This window comes from Glutamicibacter sp. NPDC087583 (genome assembly GCF_044743685.1).
Lineage (GTDB): Bacteria > Actinomycetota > Actinomycetes > Actinomycetales > Micrococcaceae > Glutamicibacter.
On record NZ_JBIUWY010000001.1, the window covers coordinates 65725 to 83816 of the forward strand.

An 18092-nucleotide genomic window follows, 5' to 3' on the forward strand; every position below is an offset into this window, starting at 1 on the left:
AGCCCCGAATATCAGTACGCGCCCTAGTTGGCGGTACTCACTTGGCTTATGATGTTCTTTCCACGAAAAAATACCATCAGCAGGACGAAGAACGAGATCGGCAAGAGCACGATCAATCCCATGGATAGCAACTGGAAGAATTGCGTGTTCAATGCAATTCCATTCGTGATCGGTACACCGTTCTCGGGCATGTAGTCGGCGTACCTTGCAGGCCTGGATGTCGCCCACAAGATGAAGAACCGGAAGATGAATGCACCTGCCGCGGTGATGGCGAGCGAGGGAAGCAGAAGTGACTGGTTGTCGGCACTTGTGCGCCTTATTTGGCATATACGGGCGAAGACCGCTATTAGTGCCGAAGCGCCTAGACCCAGCGTGAGGATCTGCAATAACCACGAATGAGCCATGACGAAAGACAAAGCCATCATCGCAATACTCAGCGCAGTCAGGATTCTGATCTTCGACAGGAAAGTTCTAGACATGAACCGAACCTACCTTGCTAAAGGAAGAAAATCAGCCCCGGCAACTGAACACGGATGATAGATACAGCAAGGGCCCGGCACTTTCGTGCCGGGCCCTCTTGCTGGTGAGCTGCTAACCGCGCAGCACGACCTCGACTTCTTCCATCTGCTGGCCGGCAGGGTACTGGCCGTTGAACAGCTTCGAACCTGCCTCGGTGAGCACCGCCGAGAAGCGGGTCTTGACCAGGCCGAAAGCGTTCGAAACGCTGGTTTCGGTGAGCTCCGCAATGGCAACGCGTTCGCCGGCTTCGTCGATCGTGAGGCTGATGTTCTCGTCATGGTTCACGATGCGCGGTTCAAAGAGATCCAGCTTCATCATGCCGCCGTGCCCGGAGAAGGACACACGCCCGTTGAACCAGATTTCGTTTTCCGGTACCTCTGCAGCGGGGGAGACGGGGAACGCCAACGCGTTGCCTGCCTGCCATACCCCGTTGGCAGCTTCAATGCGTCCGTCGGCGAGGGAAGAAATATAGCTCACGAACGAGGTTTTCAGACCCCATTCAAGATGCGGCTGGAACGGATCGCCTGCTGGCGCACCACTTCCGGTCATTGTCTTTTCCCTCCACAGGATATCGGCGTGAAAATATGCTGTGGCCAGTATTTCATACTGGAGTTGGATCATGGCGACAGTTCTCTGCCAGCTAATCCTGCGTCATCTTCGGTTCAACTAGTGGACGGTAGGCAGACTGCATTGAGATCTGGGCATCCACGTAGCTGGTGCCATCGGCAAAGGCGATATCTGCTGTTGCCCACGACCCGTTCCAGTACTTGATCTCCAACTCGGTCGGCGAATATTCCTTCTGGACGTTCGCCACGAGGTTGCTCATCGCGGTGTTGTAGCCGGTGATGCCCATGACCAGGCAGATGGCCGTTGCCACCACAGCAATTCCGGCAGAAATGAACTCGGTGCGGATGGATGCGCGTCGCGCATAAGTCTGCTCCCCGTCACGCAGGCGCGTGAAGCCCTTGCGTCGGATCAGGGCGTGGATGATCAAGGGCAACCCGATCAGCAAGAAGATCACAGAAGCCGCCAGCGACACGAGAGGAAGGCTGAAGTCCACCGGTAGATACTCATCCATGTATTTACCCTACCCATGTCAGCGGATGACTTCTAGGGTTAAATCGCCTTGCCCGGGTTCAAGATGCCCTGTGGATCGAACACCGCGCGCACCCGTCGCTGCAGCGCAAGCGAGGTTTCGCCCAGCTCTTGGGCCAGCCAATCCTGCTTGAGCAAACCGATGCCGTGCTCGCCGGTGAGCGTGCCGCCCAGGGACTTGGCGAGGTGGAACATGTCTCCCAGCGCGGCCTTCGGTGCGCCGCTGGTGATGGATTGGCCTTCAGGCACCACGATGATCGGATGCAGGTTGCCATCGGCGGCATGGGCAATAGTGAAGATCGATACTCCGCGTTCATCCTCGATGCGCTGCAGGCCGGCGAAGGCTTCGGCCAAGCGATTGCGCGGCACGCCGATATCGCAGATCGAGGCCGTGCCCAGCAGCTCCATGCTCGGGATCGCCTGGCGCCGGGCTTCGATCAGCGCCTGTGCTTGCTCCTGGTCCGTGGCGATCTCGATGTGCGCGGCCAGCGGGGCGATCGCATCCTGCAGGGTCTGCATTTCCAGCTGCGCGCCGTAGCCGTCGGTCTGCGCGAGCAGCAACGCGCCGCCGCGCGCTTCGTGATCCGTTCCGAGCGCCGCATCCACTGCCTTCAGGGTCTTGCCGCACATCAGCTCCAGCACCGAGGGGGCCAGCCGTTCGGCGATCACCGCCGAGGCGGCCTTTGCCGCGGTATCCTCATCGGGGAAGTAGGCGACCAAGGTGGAGGTGTGCTTGGGCTTCGGGCGCAGGCGCAGCAGTGCTTCAACCACAATGCCCAAGGTGCCTTCCGAACCGATCATCAGCGCATTCATGTCATAGCCGGCCACGCCCTTGATGGTCCGCCGCCCGGTACGCAGCAGCTGCCCGTCGGGCAGCACCACCAGCAAGCTGAGCACCGACTCGCGGGTCACCCCGTACTTGGCGCACCACATGCCGCCGGCATTCGTCGCAATATTGCCGCCGATCGAGCAGATCGCGGTACTGGCAGGATCCGGGGCGTAGAACAGCCCGTGCTCGCCGGCGGCCTGGTTCACCGCCGCATTGAGCACGCCGGGCTGCACCACCGCGGTGGCTTCCACCGGATCGATTTCCAGGATCTTGTCCATCCGGGACAAGTCGAGCACGATCTGCCCGGCCTCGGCGCTGGCCCCTGCCGCCAGCCCGGTGCCGGCCCCGCGCGGGACGATCGTGGCGCCATGCTTGTGGGCCAACTGCATCGCCAGCACCACATCATCGATGTCCTGCGCGAAGATCACCCCGTCGGCAAAGGTCGGGGGCACATAGCCGGAGCGGTCCACGCTGGCCTGCTTGCGGTCCTGCTCATCGAGCGAGGCCCGGGGATGGGCGCATAGCACTGGACTGGTCGCCACGGTAGTCATCTCGATCTCCTTTGAATGCAGAACTGGCAGGACAGCTGAGCTGTCCTGCCAGATCGGTGCTATTGAACGAACGTGTCGGCGACGGCCAAGGCCTGCTCGAGGCGATCCAGCGCCTGAATGAGCACCTCATCCTCGATGTTCATCGCCGGCACCACATGCAGCCGGTTGAAGTTCGCGAAGGGCAGCAGCCCTGCGGCCTTCGCGGCGGCAACCACTTGGTTCATCTCCGGGCTGCTGCCTCCATAGGCGGCCAGCGGCTCGCGGGTTTCCCGGTTCTTCACCAGCTCGATCGCCCAGAACACGCCGGTTCCGCGCACCTCGCCCACGCTCGGGTGCTCGGCCGCGAACTGCGCCAGGCGCGGCCCGATGATTTCCTCGCCCAAGCGCTGGGCGTTCTCCACCATGGCCTCGTCCTCCATCGCGGTGATGGTGGCTACCGCCGCCGCGCAGGCCAGCGGGTGGCCCGAATAGGTCAACCCGCCCGGGTAGACCCGCTCGCGGAAGGTCTCGAAGATTTCCGGGCTGATCGCCACCCCGCCCAGCGGCACGTAGCCGGAATTCACGCCCTTGGCGAAGGTCAGCAGGTCCGGCACCACCGCGGCATGGTCCACTGCGAACCATTGCCCGCTGCGCCCGAATCCGGCCATCACTTCATCGGCGATGTACACGATGCCGTGCTTCTTAGTCAGCTCGCGCACGCCCTGCAGGTACCCCGGAGGCGGCAGGTAGATGCCGGCGGTACCCGGAATGCTCTCCAGGATGATCGCGGCAATGGTGCCGGGGCCTTCGAGCAGGATCGTGTCCTCCAGGTGCTTCAGCGCCCGGGCCGTCTCCTCCTCGGGAGTGCTCGAATTGAAGTAGGAGCGGTACGGGTAGGCCGGGAAGAAGCGCACCACCCCATCGGTTCCGTGGTCCGAGGCGAAGCGCCGCGGATCCCCGGTGAGGTTCACCGCCAGGTGGGTGCCGCCGTGGTAGGAACGGTACGCGGAGAGCACCTTGTGCTTGCCGGTATGCAGCCGGGCCATGCGCACCGCATGCTCCACTGCATCGGCACCGCCATTGGTGAAGAAGATCTTGTCCAGCTGCCCGGGGGTGTGCTTGGCGATCAGCCGGGCCGCCTCAGAGCGCGCGTCATTCACATGCTGCGGGGCGATGGTGGCCAGCTTGCCGGCCTGCTCCTGGATCGCGGCGATCACCTTCGGGTGCTGGTGCCCGATGTTCGTGTTCACCAGCTGGCTGGAGAGGTCGATCAGCGCGTTGCCCTCGCCGTCCCATACCCAGGAGCCTTCGGCCTTCAGGATGGCCATCGGGGCGAACGGCCCCTGGGCCTGCCAGGAGTGGAAGACGTGCTTGCGGTCCAGCTCGTAGGCGTGCTGGCCAGCGGCGATATCCGCTGCGGAAACGCCCTGCGTCAGTGGCTGTGCCAATGGTTCAGTCATGGGTATCAGTCATTCTGCGGGAAGCCGAGGTTGATACCGCCGTGGCTCGGGTCGAGCCAGCGTTTGGTGATCACCTTGTTGCGGGTGAAGAACTTGAAGCCCTCCGGGCCGTAGGCGTGCTGGTCGCCGAACAGCGAGGCCTTCCAGCCGCCGAAGGAGTGGTAGCCCACCGGTACCGGGATCGGCACGTTGACCCCGACCATGCCCACCTGGATCTCGTCCTCGAAGCGGCGGGCCGCGCCGCCGTCGTTGGTGAAGATCGCGGTGCCATTGCCGTACGGCGAAGAGTTGATCAGCTCGATGCCCTCGTTGAAGCTCTCCACGCGCACCACCGAGAGCACCGGACCGAAGATCTCCTCGGTGTAGATGGACATGTCCGTGCCGACGTGGTCGAACATCGTCGGGTGCAGGAAGAAGCCCTCGCCATCAGCATCCACGGTGCCGGTGCGGCCATCGAGCACCAGGTCCGCGCCGGCGGAGATGCCGGCCTCGATGTACCCGGCCACCTTCGCCTTGTGCTCGCCGGTGATCAGCGGACCCATGTCGCAGCCGCGGGTGCCATCGCCCACGCGCAGCGTCTTGGCGCGTTCGGCGATCTTGGCCACCAGCTCATCGGCGATGGTGTCGATCGCGACGACTACGGAGATCGCCATGCAGCGCTCGCCGGCCGCGCCGAAGCCTGCGTTGACCGCCATGTCGGCGGCCAGGTCCAGGTCGGCATCCGGAAGCACCAGCATGTGGTTCTTCGCGCCGCCAAAGGCCTGCACCCGCTTGTTGTGCGCGGTGCCGGTGGAGTAGACGTACTGCGCGATCGGGGTGGAACCCACGAAGGACACGGAGTTCACGCGCGGATCGGTCAGCAGGGTGTCCACCGCCTCCTTGTCGCCGTGCACCACGTTCAGCACGCCCTCGGGCAGGCCGGCCTCGGTGAACAGCTCGGCCAGCCAGTTGGCGGCCGACGGGTCCTTCTCCGATGGCTTGAGCACCACCGCGTTGCCGGCGGCGATCGCTACCGGGAAGAACCACAGCGGCACCATGGCCGGGAAGTTGAAGGGGGAGATGATGGCCGAGATGCCGACCGGCTGGCGCATGGACTGCACGTCGATGCCGGTGGAGGCGTTCTGCGAGAACTCGCCCTTGAGCAGGTAGGGCGCGTTGCAGCACAGCTCGACGACTTCCAGGCCGCGGGCCACTTCGCCCAGCGCGTCGTCCAGCACCTTGCCGTGCTCGGCGGTGATGATCGCGGCCAGCTCGCCCTTGCGCTCGGCCAGCAGCTGGCGGAAGTTGAACATGATCGCGGTGCGGCGGGCCAGCGAGGTGTCGCGCCACTTCGGGAAGGCCTCAGCGGCTGCGGCGATCGCATGCTCGGTGGTGGCCTTGGAGGCCAGCGCAACCTGGCGGGTGACCTCGCCGGTGGCGGGGTTGTAGATCTTGCCGGTGCGGTCATCGGCGGAGTAATTGGCGTTGTTGATCCAGTGCTGCAGGGTGCCGGTCAGCGTTGCGGTCATCGTATCGGCCTTTCGAAGTTGGGTGCCTGCCTTCATCATGGGTCATGGATGTGAGGGACAACACCATCACTGTGTCATGATTTAAGCACTAGTGCTGACGGAGTGTAAAAATGCTGACGGTAGACGAGGTACTGCACCTGCCAGTGGTCCAGGCCGCTGACCCCCAGGTGCTCTGCGGAACAGGGATGGACGCGCCGCTTCGCTGGGTGCACGTGACCGAATCCACCGAGAACATCGACCTGCTGCTGGGCCGCGAGCTGATCCTCACGACCCTGCGCAACGTGAGCGACGTGCGCGCCTTCATCACCGCGCTGCGCGAGGCCGGGGCCGTCGGGGTCATCATCGAGGACCTTTCCGGCGCACCGCTGGACGTCGCCGACCTGGGCCTGCCGGTCATCGCCCTGCGCACCACCACCCGCTTCGTGTCCATCACCGAGGTCATCCACCAGAAACTCGTTGCCGAGCAGCTCGAGGCCGTCCAGTTCTCCCGCACGGTGCACGAAATCTACACCGGGCTCTCGCTGACCGAGGCCGACGAAGCGCAGATCGTGGACCGCACCGCGCAGCTGCTCTCGGCCCCCGTGGTCCTGGAAGATGTCCGCCACCACGTGCTCGCCCAGTCCGGCGCGCAACTGGAACACTGGATCACCCGTTCGCGCTTCGTCGGGTTCCTGGAGCACACTGGACGCGCCACCGGCACCGAGAACTGGCTGCAGACCCCGGTCGGCGCGGTCCGCAGCCGCTGGGGGCGGCTGATCGTCCCGGCCATCCTGGAGGACGACGACCGCGCGGCCCTGGTGCTGGAACGGGCCGGCCAGGCGCTGACCATCGCCCGCCTGTCCGGGCGCGACCAGCGCGAGCTGCTCTACCAGGCGCGCACCTCCACGCTGCACGAACTGCAGGCCGGGCACAGCTACAGCGACAAGGACATCGCCATCCGCACCCAGGCCCTGGGCCTGGCCGCCGCCCCCTACTATGTCCCGGTGGTCATCTCCCTGGCCGGTTCCGGAACGCCGACCGAAACCCAGCTGGCCGACCGCGCCCTGCTCGAAGTGCTCGACCAGCTGGCCGACACCCTGCACCTGGGCATCCTGGCCGGCTCGCTCAAGCCCGGGTACCTGGGGCTGATCCTGCCGCTGCGCGCCCGCGAACTGCTGGACTCCACCCTGCAGGGCTTCACCCGCCGGCTGGCCGAGCAGCTCACCGCGCCGGTGGCCATCGGCGTGGGGCCCGAAGGCACCCTGGCCACCAGCATCGCCGGGCTGGAGGAAGCCGCGCAGGTCGCGCAGATCGTCCCGCACCTGCCCACCCGCGCCCAGCCCTACTACCGCTTCGCCGACCTGCGCCTGCGCGGGGTGCTCTCGGCCATGGGCAGCGACCCGAAGCTGCGCACCTTCGCGCTGGCCGAGCTCTCCGGCCTGCTCAACCCGCTCGACCTTCCCGCCCTTGACCTGCTCGATCTCTACCTGGCCCACGGCGGGAACAAAACCGCGCTGGCCAAGGCCGGCTACCTCTCGCGGCCCACCCTCTACTCCCGGCTGGCCAAGCTCGAAGCCAAGCTCGGGGTGCAGCTGGACTCCGCCGAGTCCCGCGCCTCGCTGCAGGTGGCGCTGCTCTGGTACCGCATGCACGGCTGAGCTATCCACACTTGGCTCCCGGTCCGAAAACCCCGCAGGACGCCGCAGGCATCATGGGGGCATGAGCACAGAACAGGCACAGGCGCTGAAGGACCTGGCCGACGCGGAAGAACTCATCGCATCGGCCACCGCGGTCCTTGCCGGCGGGCCATTGAGCCCCGGCCACGCGGCCTGCTTTGCGCAGCTTGCTGACAAGCTCGCCCGCCGCCAGAGCCGCACCCAGCTGCACGCCGCCCATGCGCTGCGCCGCACCGGTGCCCACAAGCTCGACCAGGAATCCTTCCAGGCCGTCACCGAGGCAGGCGAGCACCCGAGCCTCGCCGCATTCCAGGTGGCCGCCGGGCGCACCACCACTGCCCGCACGCATTTCAAGAACACGGCCGGGCTGCTGCACGGCTGGCTGGACATCCCGCGCAGCACGGTCCGCGACCGGCTGGCCCTGGTGGATTGCTTGCTGGGCGGTGTCGACGAGGCAGGGCAACCGCTGCCCGCCTGGTTGCCGGAACTGGCCGGGCAATTCGCCGACCCCGACGTGGATCCCCGGCTGGTGTCCTCGGCCGCGCTGAAACTGCATTCGGCCCGCAAGGACTTCGGCGAAGGCCAGGCCGGGCAGGCCAAGAAGGACCAGCTGCAAGCCGAATCGGCCGCCTTCATCCGCAGCGAACCCAAGGCCGCCCGCAGGCACATCAACGCACTGGTGGCGCAGGTGAAGTCCGGCCAGCGCCCGTTGCAGGCCCTGCTGGATGGGATCGGGATCTTCAAGAAGGGCATGCGCCAGGGCCTGGTCGAATACGTCCTGCGCGTCCTGCCCGCCCATGCGGCGATGATCGAAGCGTATTTCAACGCGCTGGACAACCCGGCCTCCGTGGCCGGGAACCGCGACGCCCTGGCGCACGCCGAGGCGCAGTTCACCGGTGCCCAAGACAGCGGCTGGGATGACGAGGAATCGATGCCCGACTGGGCCAAAGACGGGGAACCTGCCGGATCGGCACCCGAGGGATCCGCCGAACCTGAAGAACCCGAAGAACCTGACAAACCTGACGAACCTGGAGAACCCGAGGAACCTGACGAACCCGAAGAACCTGAAGAGCCCGAGGAACCTGCCGGCCCGGCCGCCACCCAGTTCGAGGAGCTCAAGCCAGAACGACGCCGGCTCGTAGGATTCCTGGCCTTGCTGATGACCGACCGCAACCAGAGCGGTTCGCCAGGGAAACAACCCGGGTTGGCGGTACCGCAGGTGAGCATCATCCTGGATTACGAGAAGATGAGACGCGACGGCAAGGAATTCGCGGTCACTTCCACCGGGATCCAGCTATCCCCGGGCGAAACCAGAGCGGCATTGTGCACGGCCGGAATCTATCCGCTGGTGCTGAACGGCCAGAGCCTTCCCCTGGATCTGGGCCGCACCCAGCGGCTGTATAGCAAGGCGCAGGGCCGCGCCATCCGGGCGGCCTATCGAGGGTGCCTGTATCCGGGATGCAGCATGCCCGCCGAACGATGCGAACTGGATCATCTCGACGCGTGGGAAAAGGGCGGCAACACGGACATCGAGTCCGCGGCCTTGGGATGCACGATCCACCATATCGGCAGGCATTGCGGGTTGTTCCACGCGGTGAAGATCCCTGGATGCCGGCCGATGGCCCTGCTGTCCAAGGAACTCGACCCGCAGCAGAAACTCCGGGTGAACACCTACTGGATGACCCCGCAGGAAGCCCTGGCGGCCGATGCCCTCGCCGAGCGCATGACCGCGAAGTGGCGTGCCGGGGAACTGGACATCGAGATCGTGGAGCCCTAGTCATCCTCCGGGTAGGGCCACCGCACGTCTTTGCTAACTCCATCGGACCACTGGGCGATCCACTCTCCGGTGCCTTCGGAGACATCGCGGACCCCTGCCTCCAGCCACTGGAACTTCCCGTCCAGCAGGTCCGCGGCGATCCGTCCATCGGTACGGGTGGTGTTTTTCCAGAGCCTGTCGAAATGCTCCTCGCAGCGTTGCGCGGCCTGTTCGCAGAAGGCCAGGGCAAGATCCTGCGCAGAGTCGCGCTGGCCGGCCGGGGACTGCGGCAGCGCAGTGGTCTTGGCGATCACCGCGGACATGGCGAACAGCTCCGCGCCGATATCCACGATATGGCCCAGGAAGACCTGCTGCTTTTCCAGGCCGGCCTGCCAGCGCGCCATCCCGGCGAACGTCTGGCGTGCCAGCCGCCGCGAGGTCCGCTCCACATAGCGCAGGTGCTTGGCCAATGGGCCGTGCTCGGCATAGGAGTTCGGAAGCGAGCCTGCGCCCATCGCAAGTTTGGGCAGCCACCGGGCATAGAACCCCGAGGCATCCACCGCCGCTCGGGCCTTGTCCTGGATGCTCGACCCGGCGCGCGCCAGGTCCCCGGCCGCCTGCAGGTGCGCATCCACGGCCTCGCGGGCAATCAGCAGGTGCATGATTTCGGTGGAGCCTTCGAAGATGCGGTTGATCCGCAGGTCGCGCAGCATCTGTTCGACCGGCACCGCCCGCTCGCCGCGCGCTGCCTGCGACTGCGCGGTCTCGAATCCGCGCCCGCCGCGGATCTGCAGCAGCTCATCGGCGATCGTGCAGGCGGTCTCCGAAGCCCAGAGCTTGGCCAGTGCCGCCTCGATGCGAATATCCTTCATGCCGGCATCGGCCAGCCGGGCGGACACCTCGAACACCGCTTCCAGCGCATAGCTGCTGGCCGCGATGCAGGCGAGCTTGCCGGCGACGGCTTGGTGCTTGCCGACCGGGTGGCCCCACTGCACGCGGGCCGCGGACCATTCGCGGGCGATCTTCGTGGACCATTTGCCGGCCCCGGCGCACATGGCCGGGATGGACAAGCGCCCGGTGTTCAGGGTGCTCAGCGCGATCTTCAGCCCCGAGCCTTCCTTGCCCAGGCGGTTGGCCGCCGGCACGCGCACCGAGCGGAACCGGGTCACCCCGTTCTCGATTCCGCGCAGGCCCATGAACTGGTTGCGGTTCTCGACGGTGATGCCCGCGGTATCGGCCTCGACGATGAAGGCGGTGATTCCGCCGCGACCTGCAGGCTCTTGGCCGAGGGCCTCATGCGGCTGCACCGCGGCCATCACCACGAGCAGCTCGGCGACCACCCCGTTGGTGGTCCACAGCTTCGCGCCATCCAGGATGTAGTGGCTGCCGTCGTGACTGAGCCGGGCTTCGGTGCCCAACCGTGCAGGGTCGGAACCGACATCGTTCTCGGTGAGCAGGAAGGCGCTGATGGCTCCTGCCGCGCAGCGCGGCAGGTACTCGCGTTTTTGCTCCTCGGTGCCGAAGGACTTCACCGGTTCGGGGACGCCGATGGACTGGTGGGCCGAGAGCAGCGCGCCGATGGCCGGGGAAACCACGCCGACGCGCATCAGCGCCCGGCCGTAGTCCAGCAGGCTCAGCCCCAGTCCGCCGTATTCGACCGGGATCTTCATGCCGAAGGCGCCGATGCGGCGAAGCTGGGCAATATATTCGCCGGGGATGCGCGCCTGGGCTTCGATGCGCTCCGGGTCGATGCCATCGAGGACCGCTTCGAGCTGCGGCAGGAATTCCTGTCCGCGTTCTGGATGCAGGGCGCTGGGCAATGGTTCGATCAGGGAGAAGTCCACGGCCCCCATGTACAGGCCCTTGGCGAAGCTGGGCCGGTCGAACTGCTCGCGGGACTCCTCGGCGACTTGCCTGGATTTGTCGGCGTTGATTTGCATGGCGATCCCCTTTGGCTCGGCGATCGGCCGCGGCGCCATCGCCTGGTGGCACCAGCGTAGCTGCCAAACCCCGGGGTTGCTAGAGCGCGTGCAAGTGGCCGCGGATCGCCTGGCCGGCGTCGTGCAGGTTCTCTCCTTCGAGCAGCACGAACGCCTGCCCGAAGGTCAGCTCATGGATCTGCGATGCGGTTTGCCCTAATTCGCGGGCGATCCGTGCGGTGCTGGCCCGATGGTCGCGCTGCAGGGAGGGGAAGACCAGGGAGAAGACCCGGGAGACCAGCTGCTGGTGCTCCTGGGCCGGTTCCAGCGCCAGCTCCTGGGACAACCACTGGTAGGCGCCCTCGCCCAGCAAGCCGCGGGCACGCGAATGCGCGAGGATCACCTGGGCCGGTGCACCGAACTGCTCTTCGAGTGCCAGCAGCTGCGGGATCTGCAGGGAATCGGAGACCCGCACCTGCAGGGACAGGGAGGGCAGGAGCAAGCGTGCCGCGAATTCGTCGGCCTCGCGTTCCGCGGCGGCCACCTGCTCGCGGTTCTCGCCCAGCGAGGAGTGCATCAGCAGATGCCCCAGCTCGTGGGCCATCGCCAGGCGCTGTGCATTGCGACTGCCGGCGGCCAGGAAGATGAAGGCCTGCTCGTCTTCCCAGAAGCTGAAGGTCTTGACCGCTTCGAGCGAGGCCGGCAGGCTCAGCACCCGCACCCCGCGGGCTTCGAGCAGATGCAGCAGATCGGGCAGCGCGCCGCATCCCAGATCCCATTCGGTGCGCAGATGCGCGGCGGCATCTTCCGGGGTGAAGCCGCACAGCTCGGGGATCCCGGTGTGCGGGAGCCGGAAGTTCCGCGTGATCAGGTTGTAGAGTTCTACGCCGTTGCGGCCCAGCGCGGCTGCGGCGACTTTTTGCGCGGTGCTGGTGCGGCGCGGGGAGCGGAAGAAGATCCGCTCGGTGTCGATGCCCTGGGCCGCGGGAAGCCGGAAGAACTGCGGCGCGCAGCCCAGCGCATCGGCCAGCGCAAGGGAAAGATCCTCGGGAGCATGGGCGAGTTCGCGCTCGCAAATACCCAGCGAGGCGGCCAAGGCGGACCGGCTCAGCGCTGCACGTTCGCGTGCCAACCTGATTCTGGTCGGTTCCAAAGTCATGAGGTTCCTGCAATCTTCCAAAAGGCGATCTTGATCGTCTAATGACCTCAGACTAGTGGCCTATGCCACAAAGCACCAATTGCGTGCAGCTTCGTGAAGTAACACGCTCTGACTTGCGAAAAGGCTCGCAGGCGGTGCCTGCGAGCCTTCGTGGCGCTAGATCTTGCTGGCCGCTTCCTTCAGCACGGTGCGCAGGATGGATTCGATCTGGTCGAACTCCGGCTGCCCGATCGTGATGGGCGGAGCCAGCTGGATGACCGGGTCGCCGCGATCGTCGGCGCGGCAATACAGTCCCGCTTCCCACAGGGCCGGGGAGAGGTACCCGCGCAGCAGGCGTTCGGACTCCGCGTCGCTGAAGGTCTCCTTGGTCGCCTTGTCCTTGACCAGCTCGATCCCGTAGAAGTAGCCGGCGCCGCGCACATCGCCAACGATGTCCAGATCGGTGAGCTTGGACAGCGTGGATTTGAACGCGTCGGCATTGTTCTTGACGTTCTCGTTCAATCCTTCCCGCTCGAAGATGTCCAGGTTCGCCATCGCCACCGCGGCTGCCACCGGATGCCCGCCAAAGGTGTAGCCGTGGTAGAAGGTGGTATCGCCCTTGGTGAAAGGCTCGAACAGCTTGTCGGAAACGACCATCACGCCCAGCGGGACATAGCCACTGGTCAGCGCCTTTGCCGAGGTGATGATGTCCGGGACGTAGCCGAAGTCGTTGCAGGCGAACATCGAGCCGATGCGGCCGAACGCGCAGATGGTTTCGTCGGAAACCAGCAGCACATCGTATTCGTCGCAGATCTCGCGGACCCGGTCGAAGTACCCCGGTGGTGGCGGGAAGCAGCCGCCGGAGTTCTGCACCGGTTCCAGGAAGACCGCCGCCACGGTGTCGGCGCCTTCGAATTCGATGGCTTCGCGGATGCGCTCCGCGGCCCACAGCCCGAAGTCCTTCTCGTTGTCCGCGAACATCTGCGGTGCGCGGTAGAAGTTGGTGTTCGGCACGCGGAAGGTGCCGGGCACCAAGGGCTCGAACGGGGTCTTCATATCCGGCAGCGAGGTGATGGCCAGGGCTCCCTGAGGGGTGCCGTGGTAGGCCAGGGCGCGTGAAATGACCTTGGTTTTGCCCGGCTTGCCCTTCATCTTGAAATGCTGCTTGGCCAGCTTGAAGGCGGATTCGACCGCCTCGCCGCCGCCGGTGGTGAAGAAGACGCGGTTCAAGTCGCCCGGTGCATAGCTGGCCAGGCGCTCAGCCAGGTCGATCGCCGGTTCGTGGGCGTAGGACCACAGCGGCATGAAGGCCAGCTTCTCGGCCTGCTTGGCCATGGCTTCGGCCAGTTCGGCGCGCCCGTGCCCCGCGTTGACCACGAACAGCCCGGCCAGGCCGTCGATGTATTCGCGCCCGGCATCGTCGTAGATCTTGTGCCCCTCGCCGCGCGAGATGATCGGAACGTGCGCGCCGTTGGAAATTCCGGAGTGCCGGGCCATGTGCATCCAAAGGTGATCGCGAGCGGCTTGCTGGCGATCGGTACCGCGTGGTGTGTTCATCGTGTTCCCCAGTTGTATTCCTGTTTTTTGAGTGAAAGGTAGGTGTACGTATTGGTGCTGACCACGCCTTCGAGCCCGCGGATCGTTCCGATCACGCGCAGCAGGTCCTCATCGTTCGAGCAGATGACCTCGGCGAGGATGTCCGAGCTGCCGGCAGTGACCACGCAGTAGTCGACTTCCGGAAGTTCGGCGATCCGGTCGGCGGTGCCGCTGATGTCGCTGGCGGCGACGACGCCGATCATGGCCTGGCGGGTGAAGCCCAATTCCAGCGGGTTGGTGACTGCGACGATTTGCACGACGCGGCTCTCGACCAGCTTCTGCACGCGCTGGCGCACAGCCGCTTCGCTCAGGCCCACTGCCTTGCCGATGGCGGCATAGGAACGCCGGCCATCTTCCTGCAGCTGCTCGATGATCTCCTTGGAAATTTCATCAATGGCCTGTGCCGTATGCGAGGGCAGCGTCATATCGACCTCCTAGGTCTAAGGGACTTTCCACAGACCCTACCGTCACTGATTCAGTTGCGAAAGGGGTATTTTTGAAAGTTTTCCGTTTTCGTAACGTAATTTTTACAAGGAAACTTGCGTTCGGGTCTTGTTGGACCTGTGCATTGCTGGCAGGATGAACGACAACACTTTCATGTGTGGCCGATCACATTTGTCGTTAGGATTCCAGCCATGTCGCACTCGCAACGCCGACTTCCGCAAGACCCCCAAGTCCGCGCACTGGTCCAGGCCATGAGCCAGCGCAGCTACTCCCGCCGCAGCGTGCTTTCCGCGGCCGGCGCATTGGGCCTGACCGGGCTGCTCGCAGCCTGCGGCACCGGAGGAAGCAGCACCAAAGCCGCACCGTCGATCGAGGACATTTCCGCAAACGACCCCACCGTGAACTGGGCCAACTGGACCCTGTACCTGGATTACGACGACGAGAAGAAGACCTACCCGACACTGGATGCGTTCACCAAGCAGACCGGCATCAAGGTGAACTACCGCGAGGATATCGACGGCAACGACACCTACTACGGCAAGGTGCAGGGCCAGCTCAAGGCAGGCCAGGACATCGGCCAGGACATCATCACGATGACCGACTGGATGGCCGGCCGCATGATCCGCCAGGGCTACGCCCAGGAGCTGGACCTGGCGAACATCCCCAACTCGGCCAACCTGCTGCCCAACCTCAAGGACGTGGACTTCGACCCGGGACGCAAGCACTCTCTGACCTGGCAGTCCGGCTACGCCGGCATCGCCTGGAATAAGAAGGCATTCCCCAAGGGCCTGAAATCCGTCGAGGACCTCTGGGATCCAAAGCTCAAGGGCCGTATCACCGTGCTCGATGAAATGCGCGACACCATCGGCCTGCTGATGCTGCACAACGGCGTGGACATCGCCGGCCAATGGGGCGAAAGCGAATTCGGCGCCGCTGCCGACGTGCTGCGCGAGAACATCGGCAATGGCCAGATCCGCCAGGTCAAGGGCAACTCCTACAAGGAGGACTTCGTCTCGGGCGATGCGATCGCCGGCATCGTCTGGTCCGGCGATATCGTCCAGATGAACTTCGAGAACGATGACCAGTGGGAGTTCGTGATCCCCGAGGCCGGCGGCACCCTGTGGAGCGACAACCTGATGGTCCCGGTGGCCTCGCCACGCAAGGCCAACTCCGAGAAGCTCATGGACTTCTACTACGACCCGGCCGTGGCCGCGCAGGTCGCAGCCTACGTGAACTTCATCTGCCCGGTGGTCGGCGCCCAGGAAGAAATGGAAAAGATCGACCCGGACCTGGTCGGCAACCCGCTGATCTTCCCGACCGATGAGGATCTGGCCAAGGCACATGTCTTCCGCTCGCTGGAAGCGGATGAAGAGACCGCTTTGAACTCTGAATTCCAGAGTGCAATCGGCGCCTAGAAAGCGGGGAACACCATGACTCGCCAACGAGCCATCAACTGCCAGCACCTGCCCAAGGGCCGCGGTTATGCCCCGGCCCGCGCCAGGGACGTCGTCAACCAGGCACCCTCCGCACGTGCTGTACCGCCAGCAGAAACCGATTTCCACAACCAGTTCCAGGAAGTGATAGGGGCATGACAACCTTGGCAACGCGTACCGAAACCACTGCCACCGGCGCGGATCTGCACCTCTCGGGCATCACCAAGCGCTTTTCCAGCTTCGTGGCGGTCAAGGACCTGGATTTGGTGGTCCCTTCGGGCACCTTCTTCGCCCTGCTCGGGCCCTCCGGCTGCGGCAAGTCGACCACCCTGCGCATGATCGCGGGCCTTGAGGCCCCCAGCGAGGGCAGCATCTCGATCGGCGGCCAGGACGTGACCGCGCTGGCCAGCCACCAGCGTCCGGTGAACACCGTGTTCCAGTCCTATGCGCTGTTCCCGCACATGAGCGTGCTGGAAAACGTGGCCTTCGGGCTCAAGCGCAAGAAGGACAAGCAGGCGATGGAGAAAGCCAGGGCCGGGCTGGACCTGGTGGAGCTCGGGCACCTTGCCAATCGCAAGCCGATCCAGCTCTCCGGCGGGCAGCAGCAGCGCGTGGCCCTGGCCCGGGCGCTGGTCAATCGCCCGCAGGTGCTGCTGCTCGATGAGCCCCTCGGGGCACTTGACATGAAGCTGCGCCGCCAAATGCAGCTGGAGCTGAAGAACATCCAGACCGAAGTCGGCCTGACCTTCATCCACGTCACCCACGACCAGGAAGAGGCCATGACCATGGCCGACGTGGTCGCCGTGATGAACGGCGGACGGATCGAGCAGATGGGCCCGCCGCGCGAGCTCTACGAATTGCCCAAGACCGCGTTTGTCGCGAACTTCCTGGGCAAGTCGAACCTGATGCGCGGCACGGTCAGCGGCAATGACGCCGGCATGCTCAGTGTCATGGTCAATGGCCAAGCCATCTTGCTGCCGGCCGACCGCGCCGTGCAGGCTTCGGGGGAGGTGGTCGTCGGGGTGCGCCCGGAGAAGATCACGATCTCGCGCGATGGCTATGCGGGGGAGAACCGCTTGTCCGGCACCGTGGTCGACGTGTCCTTCACCGGCACCACCACCGAGTACCTGGTCGAGGTGGACGGGATCGGCACGCTCGGGACCTTCGCGCAGAATCGCGGCCAGCAGCCGGCTGCCGAAGGCGACACCGTGTACCTGTCCTGGGAAGCGCAGCATTCCTTCGGCCTGGCCGGTGCCGAGCACGAGGATGCCGGAGTTGACCAGCCATGACGGTCATGACCAAGAAGGGCATCGTCGACCTGCGCAGCCCCGAGGAGATCCGGGCGGAGCGGCGCAAGGGCCGCACCGGCGTCTACCTGATCGCCCCGGGCATGCTGGTGCTCGCCCTGTTCTTCGCGCTTCCGGTGGTAGTCCTGCTGGCAATGAGCCTGTACGTGAAGCCCGAGGGCGGGGAAATCGGCGAATTCGTGCCGGGTTTCGACATCGGCAACTACGCCACGGTGCTCGCCGCCTACTGGCCCGAGCTGCTGCGCTCCTTCGGGTTCGCGCTGATCGCCACCGTCCTGGCCTTGCTCATCGGCTTCCCGATGGCCTACCTGGTCGCAGTCCGCTTGCGCGAGAAGACGTTGCTGCAGGGCATCTTGCTGGTGCTGCTGATCGCCCCGTTCTTCTCCAGCTTCATTCTGCGCACCCAGGCCTGGAAGCAGATACTGGCCGACGAGGGGTTCATCGCCCAAACGCTGAAATTCCTGGCGATCCTGCCAGCCGACGGGCACCTGACCGCCACGCCGTTCGCGGTCGTCGCGGGCCTGACCTATAACTTCCTGCCGTTCATGGTGCTGCCGATCTACGCTAATCTGGGCCGGCTGGACACCCGCCTGCTCGAGGCCTCGGGAGATCTGTATGCCAGCCCGATGACCTCCTTCTTCAAGGTGACGCTGCCGATGAGCGCCCCAGGCGTCTTCGCCGGCACCCTGCTGACGTTCATCCCGGCCGCCGGCGACTACGTGAACGCGGCCCTGCTGGGCAATAACCGCAATACGACGATGATCGGCCAGATCATCGATTCCAGATTCTTCAAGGTCATCGATTACCCGGGCGCCTCGGCGTTGAGCTTCGTGCTGATGGTCTCGATCCTGGTCCTGGTCACGATCTATATCCGCCGCTTCGGCACCAAGGAGCTGATGTAGC

At 65.0% G+C, this 18092-nt stretch carries 16 protein-coding genes; 6 read left to right on the top strand and 10 right to left on the bottom strand.

The window, feature by feature from the left end; all coding sequences use genetic code 11:
* Positions 1-23: 23 nt before the first annotated feature.
* The 6 genes from ACIOU9_RS00305 to ACIOU9_RS00330 form a co-directional block, all read right to left on the bottom strand.
* Complete coding sequence (locus ACIOU9_RS00305; protein ID WP_402695800.1) at positions 24-479, bottom strand: hypothetical protein; 456 nt, start codon at positions 477-479, stop codon at positions 24-26.
* A gap of 112 nt (positions 480-591) precedes the next feature.
* Entirely contained in the window at positions 592-1140 is a 549-nt protein-coding gene (locus ACIOU9_RS00310; protein WP_105657053.1) for an HtaA domain-containing protein, read from the bottom strand.
* Between the two features lie 19 nt (positions 1141-1159).
* A complete protein-coding gene (locus ACIOU9_RS00315; protein ID WP_402695801.1) occupies positions 1160-1597 on the bottom strand; it encodes a hypothetical protein in 438 nt (145 codons plus the stop codon).
* Between the two features lie 38 nt (positions 1598-1635).
* A complete protein-coding gene (locus ACIOU9_RS00320) occupies positions 1636-2994 on the bottom strand; it encodes an FAD-binding oxidoreductase (protein WP_402695802.1) in 1359 nt (452 codons plus the stop codon).
* Positions 2995-3053: 59 nt separating this feature from the next.
* Complete coding sequence (locus ACIOU9_RS00325) at positions 3054-4433, bottom strand: aspartate aminotransferase family protein (protein ID WP_402695803.1); 1380 nt, start codon at positions 4431-4433, stop codon at positions 3054-3056.
* Positions 4434-4438: 5 nt separating this feature from the next.
* On the bottom strand, positions 4439-5941 hold the full coding sequence (locus ACIOU9_RS00330) for a CoA-acylating methylmalonate-semialdehyde dehydrogenase (RefSeq protein WP_332485879.1): 1503 nt from the start codon (positions 5939-5941) through the stop codon (positions 4439-4441).
* 110 nt (positions 5942-6051) lie between these two features.
* Between ACIOU9_RS00330 and ACIOU9_RS00335 the strand changes: the two genes are divergently transcribed.
* Together ACIOU9_RS00335 and ACIOU9_RS00340 are read left to right on the top strand one after the other, a co-directional pair.
* The gene (locus ACIOU9_RS00335) at positions 6052-7578 is read left to right on the top strand and encodes a PucR family transcriptional regulator (protein ID WP_402695805.1); all 1527 of its coding nucleotides are present in this window, start codon (positions 6052-6054) and stop codon (positions 7576-7578) included.
* A 61-nt stretch (positions 7579-7639) separates the two neighbouring features.
* A complete protein-coding gene (locus ACIOU9_RS00340; protein ID WP_402695807.1) occupies positions 7640-9373 on the top strand; it encodes an HNH endonuclease signature motif containing protein in 1734 nt (577 codons plus the stop codon).
* Here ACIOU9_RS00340 and ACIOU9_RS00345 read toward each other — a convergent pair.
* The 4 genes from ACIOU9_RS00345 to ACIOU9_RS00360 all read right to left on the bottom strand — a co-directional run bounded on the left by ACIOU9_RS00345 (position 9370) and on the right by ACIOU9_RS00360 (position 14430).
* Entirely contained in the window at positions 9370-11292 is a 1923-nt protein-coding gene (locus ACIOU9_RS00345; protein WP_402695809.1) for an acyl-CoA dehydrogenase family protein, read from the bottom strand. The genes ACIOU9_RS00340 and ACIOU9_RS00345 overlap by 4 nt on opposite strands.
* A 79-nt stretch (positions 11293-11371) precedes the next feature.
* On the bottom strand, positions 11372-12430 hold the full coding sequence (locus tag ACIOU9_RS00350; protein ID WP_332485883.1) for an ImmA/IrrE family metallo-endopeptidase: 1059 nt from the start codon (positions 12428-12430) through the stop codon (positions 11372-11374).
* A gap of 156 nt (positions 12431-12586) precedes the next feature.
* Positions 12587-13966 carry an aspartate aminotransferase family protein gene (locus ACIOU9_RS00355; protein WP_105657045.1) on the bottom strand — a complete coding sequence of 460 codons (1380 nt, stop codon included), beginning with the start codon at positions 13964-13966 and terminating at the stop codon, positions 12587-12589.
* Positions 13963-14430, bottom strand: a complete 468-nt coding sequence (locus tag ACIOU9_RS00360; RefSeq protein WP_105657044.1) for an Lrp/AsnC family transcriptional regulator — start codon at positions 14428-14430, stop codon at positions 13963-13965. The genes ACIOU9_RS00355 and ACIOU9_RS00360 overlap by 4 nt, the downstream gene beginning before the upstream one ends.
* A 210-nt stretch (positions 14431-14640) precedes the next feature.
* On the opposite strand from ACIOU9_RS00360, the gene ACIOU9_RS00365 reads away from it, so the two are divergent.
* From ACIOU9_RS00365 to ACIOU9_RS00380, 4 genes are read left to right on the top strand one after another with little or no spacing between them, the layout of a single operon-like run.
* A complete protein-coding gene (locus tag ACIOU9_RS00365) occupies positions 14641-15864 on the top strand; it encodes a PotD/PotF family extracellular solute-binding protein (protein ID WP_105657043.1) in 1224 nt (407 codons plus the stop codon).
* Positions 15865-15879: 15 nt separating this feature from the next.
* Positions 15880-16041 (top strand): hypothetical protein, encoded by a 162-nt coding sequence (locus ACIOU9_RS00370; RefSeq protein ID WP_402695811.1) that lies wholly within the window; start codon positions 15880-15882, stop codon positions 16039-16041.
* A complete protein-coding gene (locus ACIOU9_RS00375) occupies positions 16038-17171 on the top strand; it encodes an ABC transporter ATP-binding protein (RefSeq protein WP_332485886.1) in 1134 nt (377 codons plus the stop codon). The genes ACIOU9_RS00370 and ACIOU9_RS00375 overlap by 4 nt, the downstream gene beginning before the upstream one ends.
* Entirely contained in the window at positions 17168-18091 is a 924-nt protein-coding gene (locus tag ACIOU9_RS00380) for an ABC transporter permease (protein ID WP_402695813.1), read from the top strand. Before ACIOU9_RS00375 ends, ACIOU9_RS00380 begins: the two co-directional genes overlap by 4 nt.
* Position 18092: the final 1 nt, after the last annotated feature.

What these genes read in the sequence shown, in the direction of transcription:
- ACIOU9_RS00315 (WP_402695801.1), bottom strand. Translation starts at nt 1,597, where the DNA reads ATGGATGAGTATCTACCGGTGGACTTCAGCCTTCCTCTCGTGTCGCTG.
- ACIOU9_RS00335 (WP_402695805.1), top strand. Translation starts at nt 6,052, where the DNA reads ATGCTGACGGTAGACGAGGTACTGCACCTGCCAGTGGTCCAGGCCGCT.
- ACIOU9_RS00330 (WP_332485879.1), bottom strand. Translation starts at nt 5,941, where the DNA reads ATGACCGCAACGCTGACCGGCACCCTGCAGCACTGGATCAACAACGCC.
- ACIOU9_RS00325 (WP_402695803.1), bottom strand. Translation starts at nt 4,433, where the DNA reads ATGACTGAACCATTGGCACAGCCACTGACGCAGGGCGTTTCCGCAGCG.
- ACIOU9_RS00345 (WP_402695809.1), bottom strand. Translation starts at nt 11,292, where the DNA reads ATGCAAATCAACGCCGACAAATCCAGGCAAGTCGCCGAGGAGTCCCGC.
- ACIOU9_RS00340 (WP_402695807.1), top strand. Translation starts at nt 7,640, where the DNA reads ATGAGCACAGAACAGGCACAGGCGCTGAAGGACCTGGCCGACGCGGAA.
- ACIOU9_RS00380 (WP_402695813.1), top strand. Translation starts at nt 17,168, where the DNA reads ATGACGGTCATGACCAAGAAGGGCATCGTCGACCTGCGCAGCCCCGAG.
- ACIOU9_RS00375 (WP_332485886.1), top strand. Translation starts at nt 16,038, where the DNA reads ATGACAACCTTGGCAACGCGTACCGAAACCACTGCCACCGGCGCGGAT.
- ACIOU9_RS00360 (WP_105657044.1), bottom strand. Translation starts at nt 14,430, where the DNA reads ATGACGCTGCCCTCGCATACGGCACAGGCCATTGATGAAATTTCCAAG.
- ACIOU9_RS00310 (WP_105657053.1), bottom strand. Translation starts at nt 1,140, where the DNA reads ATGATCCAACTCCAGTATGAAATACTGGCCACAGCATATTTTCACGCC.
- ACIOU9_RS00365 (WP_105657043.1), top strand. Translation starts at nt 14,641, where the DNA reads ATGTCGCACTCGCAACGCCGACTTCCGCAAGACCCCCAAGTCCGCGCA.
- ACIOU9_RS00320 (WP_402695802.1), bottom strand. Translation starts at nt 2,994, where the DNA reads ATGACTACCGTGGCGACCAGTCCAGTGCTATGCGCCCATCCCCGGGCC.
- ACIOU9_RS00350 (WP_332485883.1), bottom strand. Translation starts at nt 12,430, where the DNA reads ATGACTTTGGAACCGACCAGAATCAGGTTGGCACGCGAACGTGCAGCG.
- ACIOU9_RS00305 (WP_402695800.1), bottom strand. Translation starts at nt 479, where the DNA reads ATGTCTAGAACTTTCCTGTCGAAGATCAGAATCCTGACTGCGCTGAGT.
- ACIOU9_RS00355 (WP_105657045.1), bottom strand. Translation starts at nt 13,966, where the DNA reads ATGAACACACCACGCGGTACCGATCGCCAGCAAGCCGCTCGCGATCAC.
- ACIOU9_RS00370 (WP_402695811.1), top strand. Translation starts at nt 15,880, where the DNA reads ATGACTCGCCAACGAGCCATCAACTGCCAGCACCTGCCCAAGGGCCGC.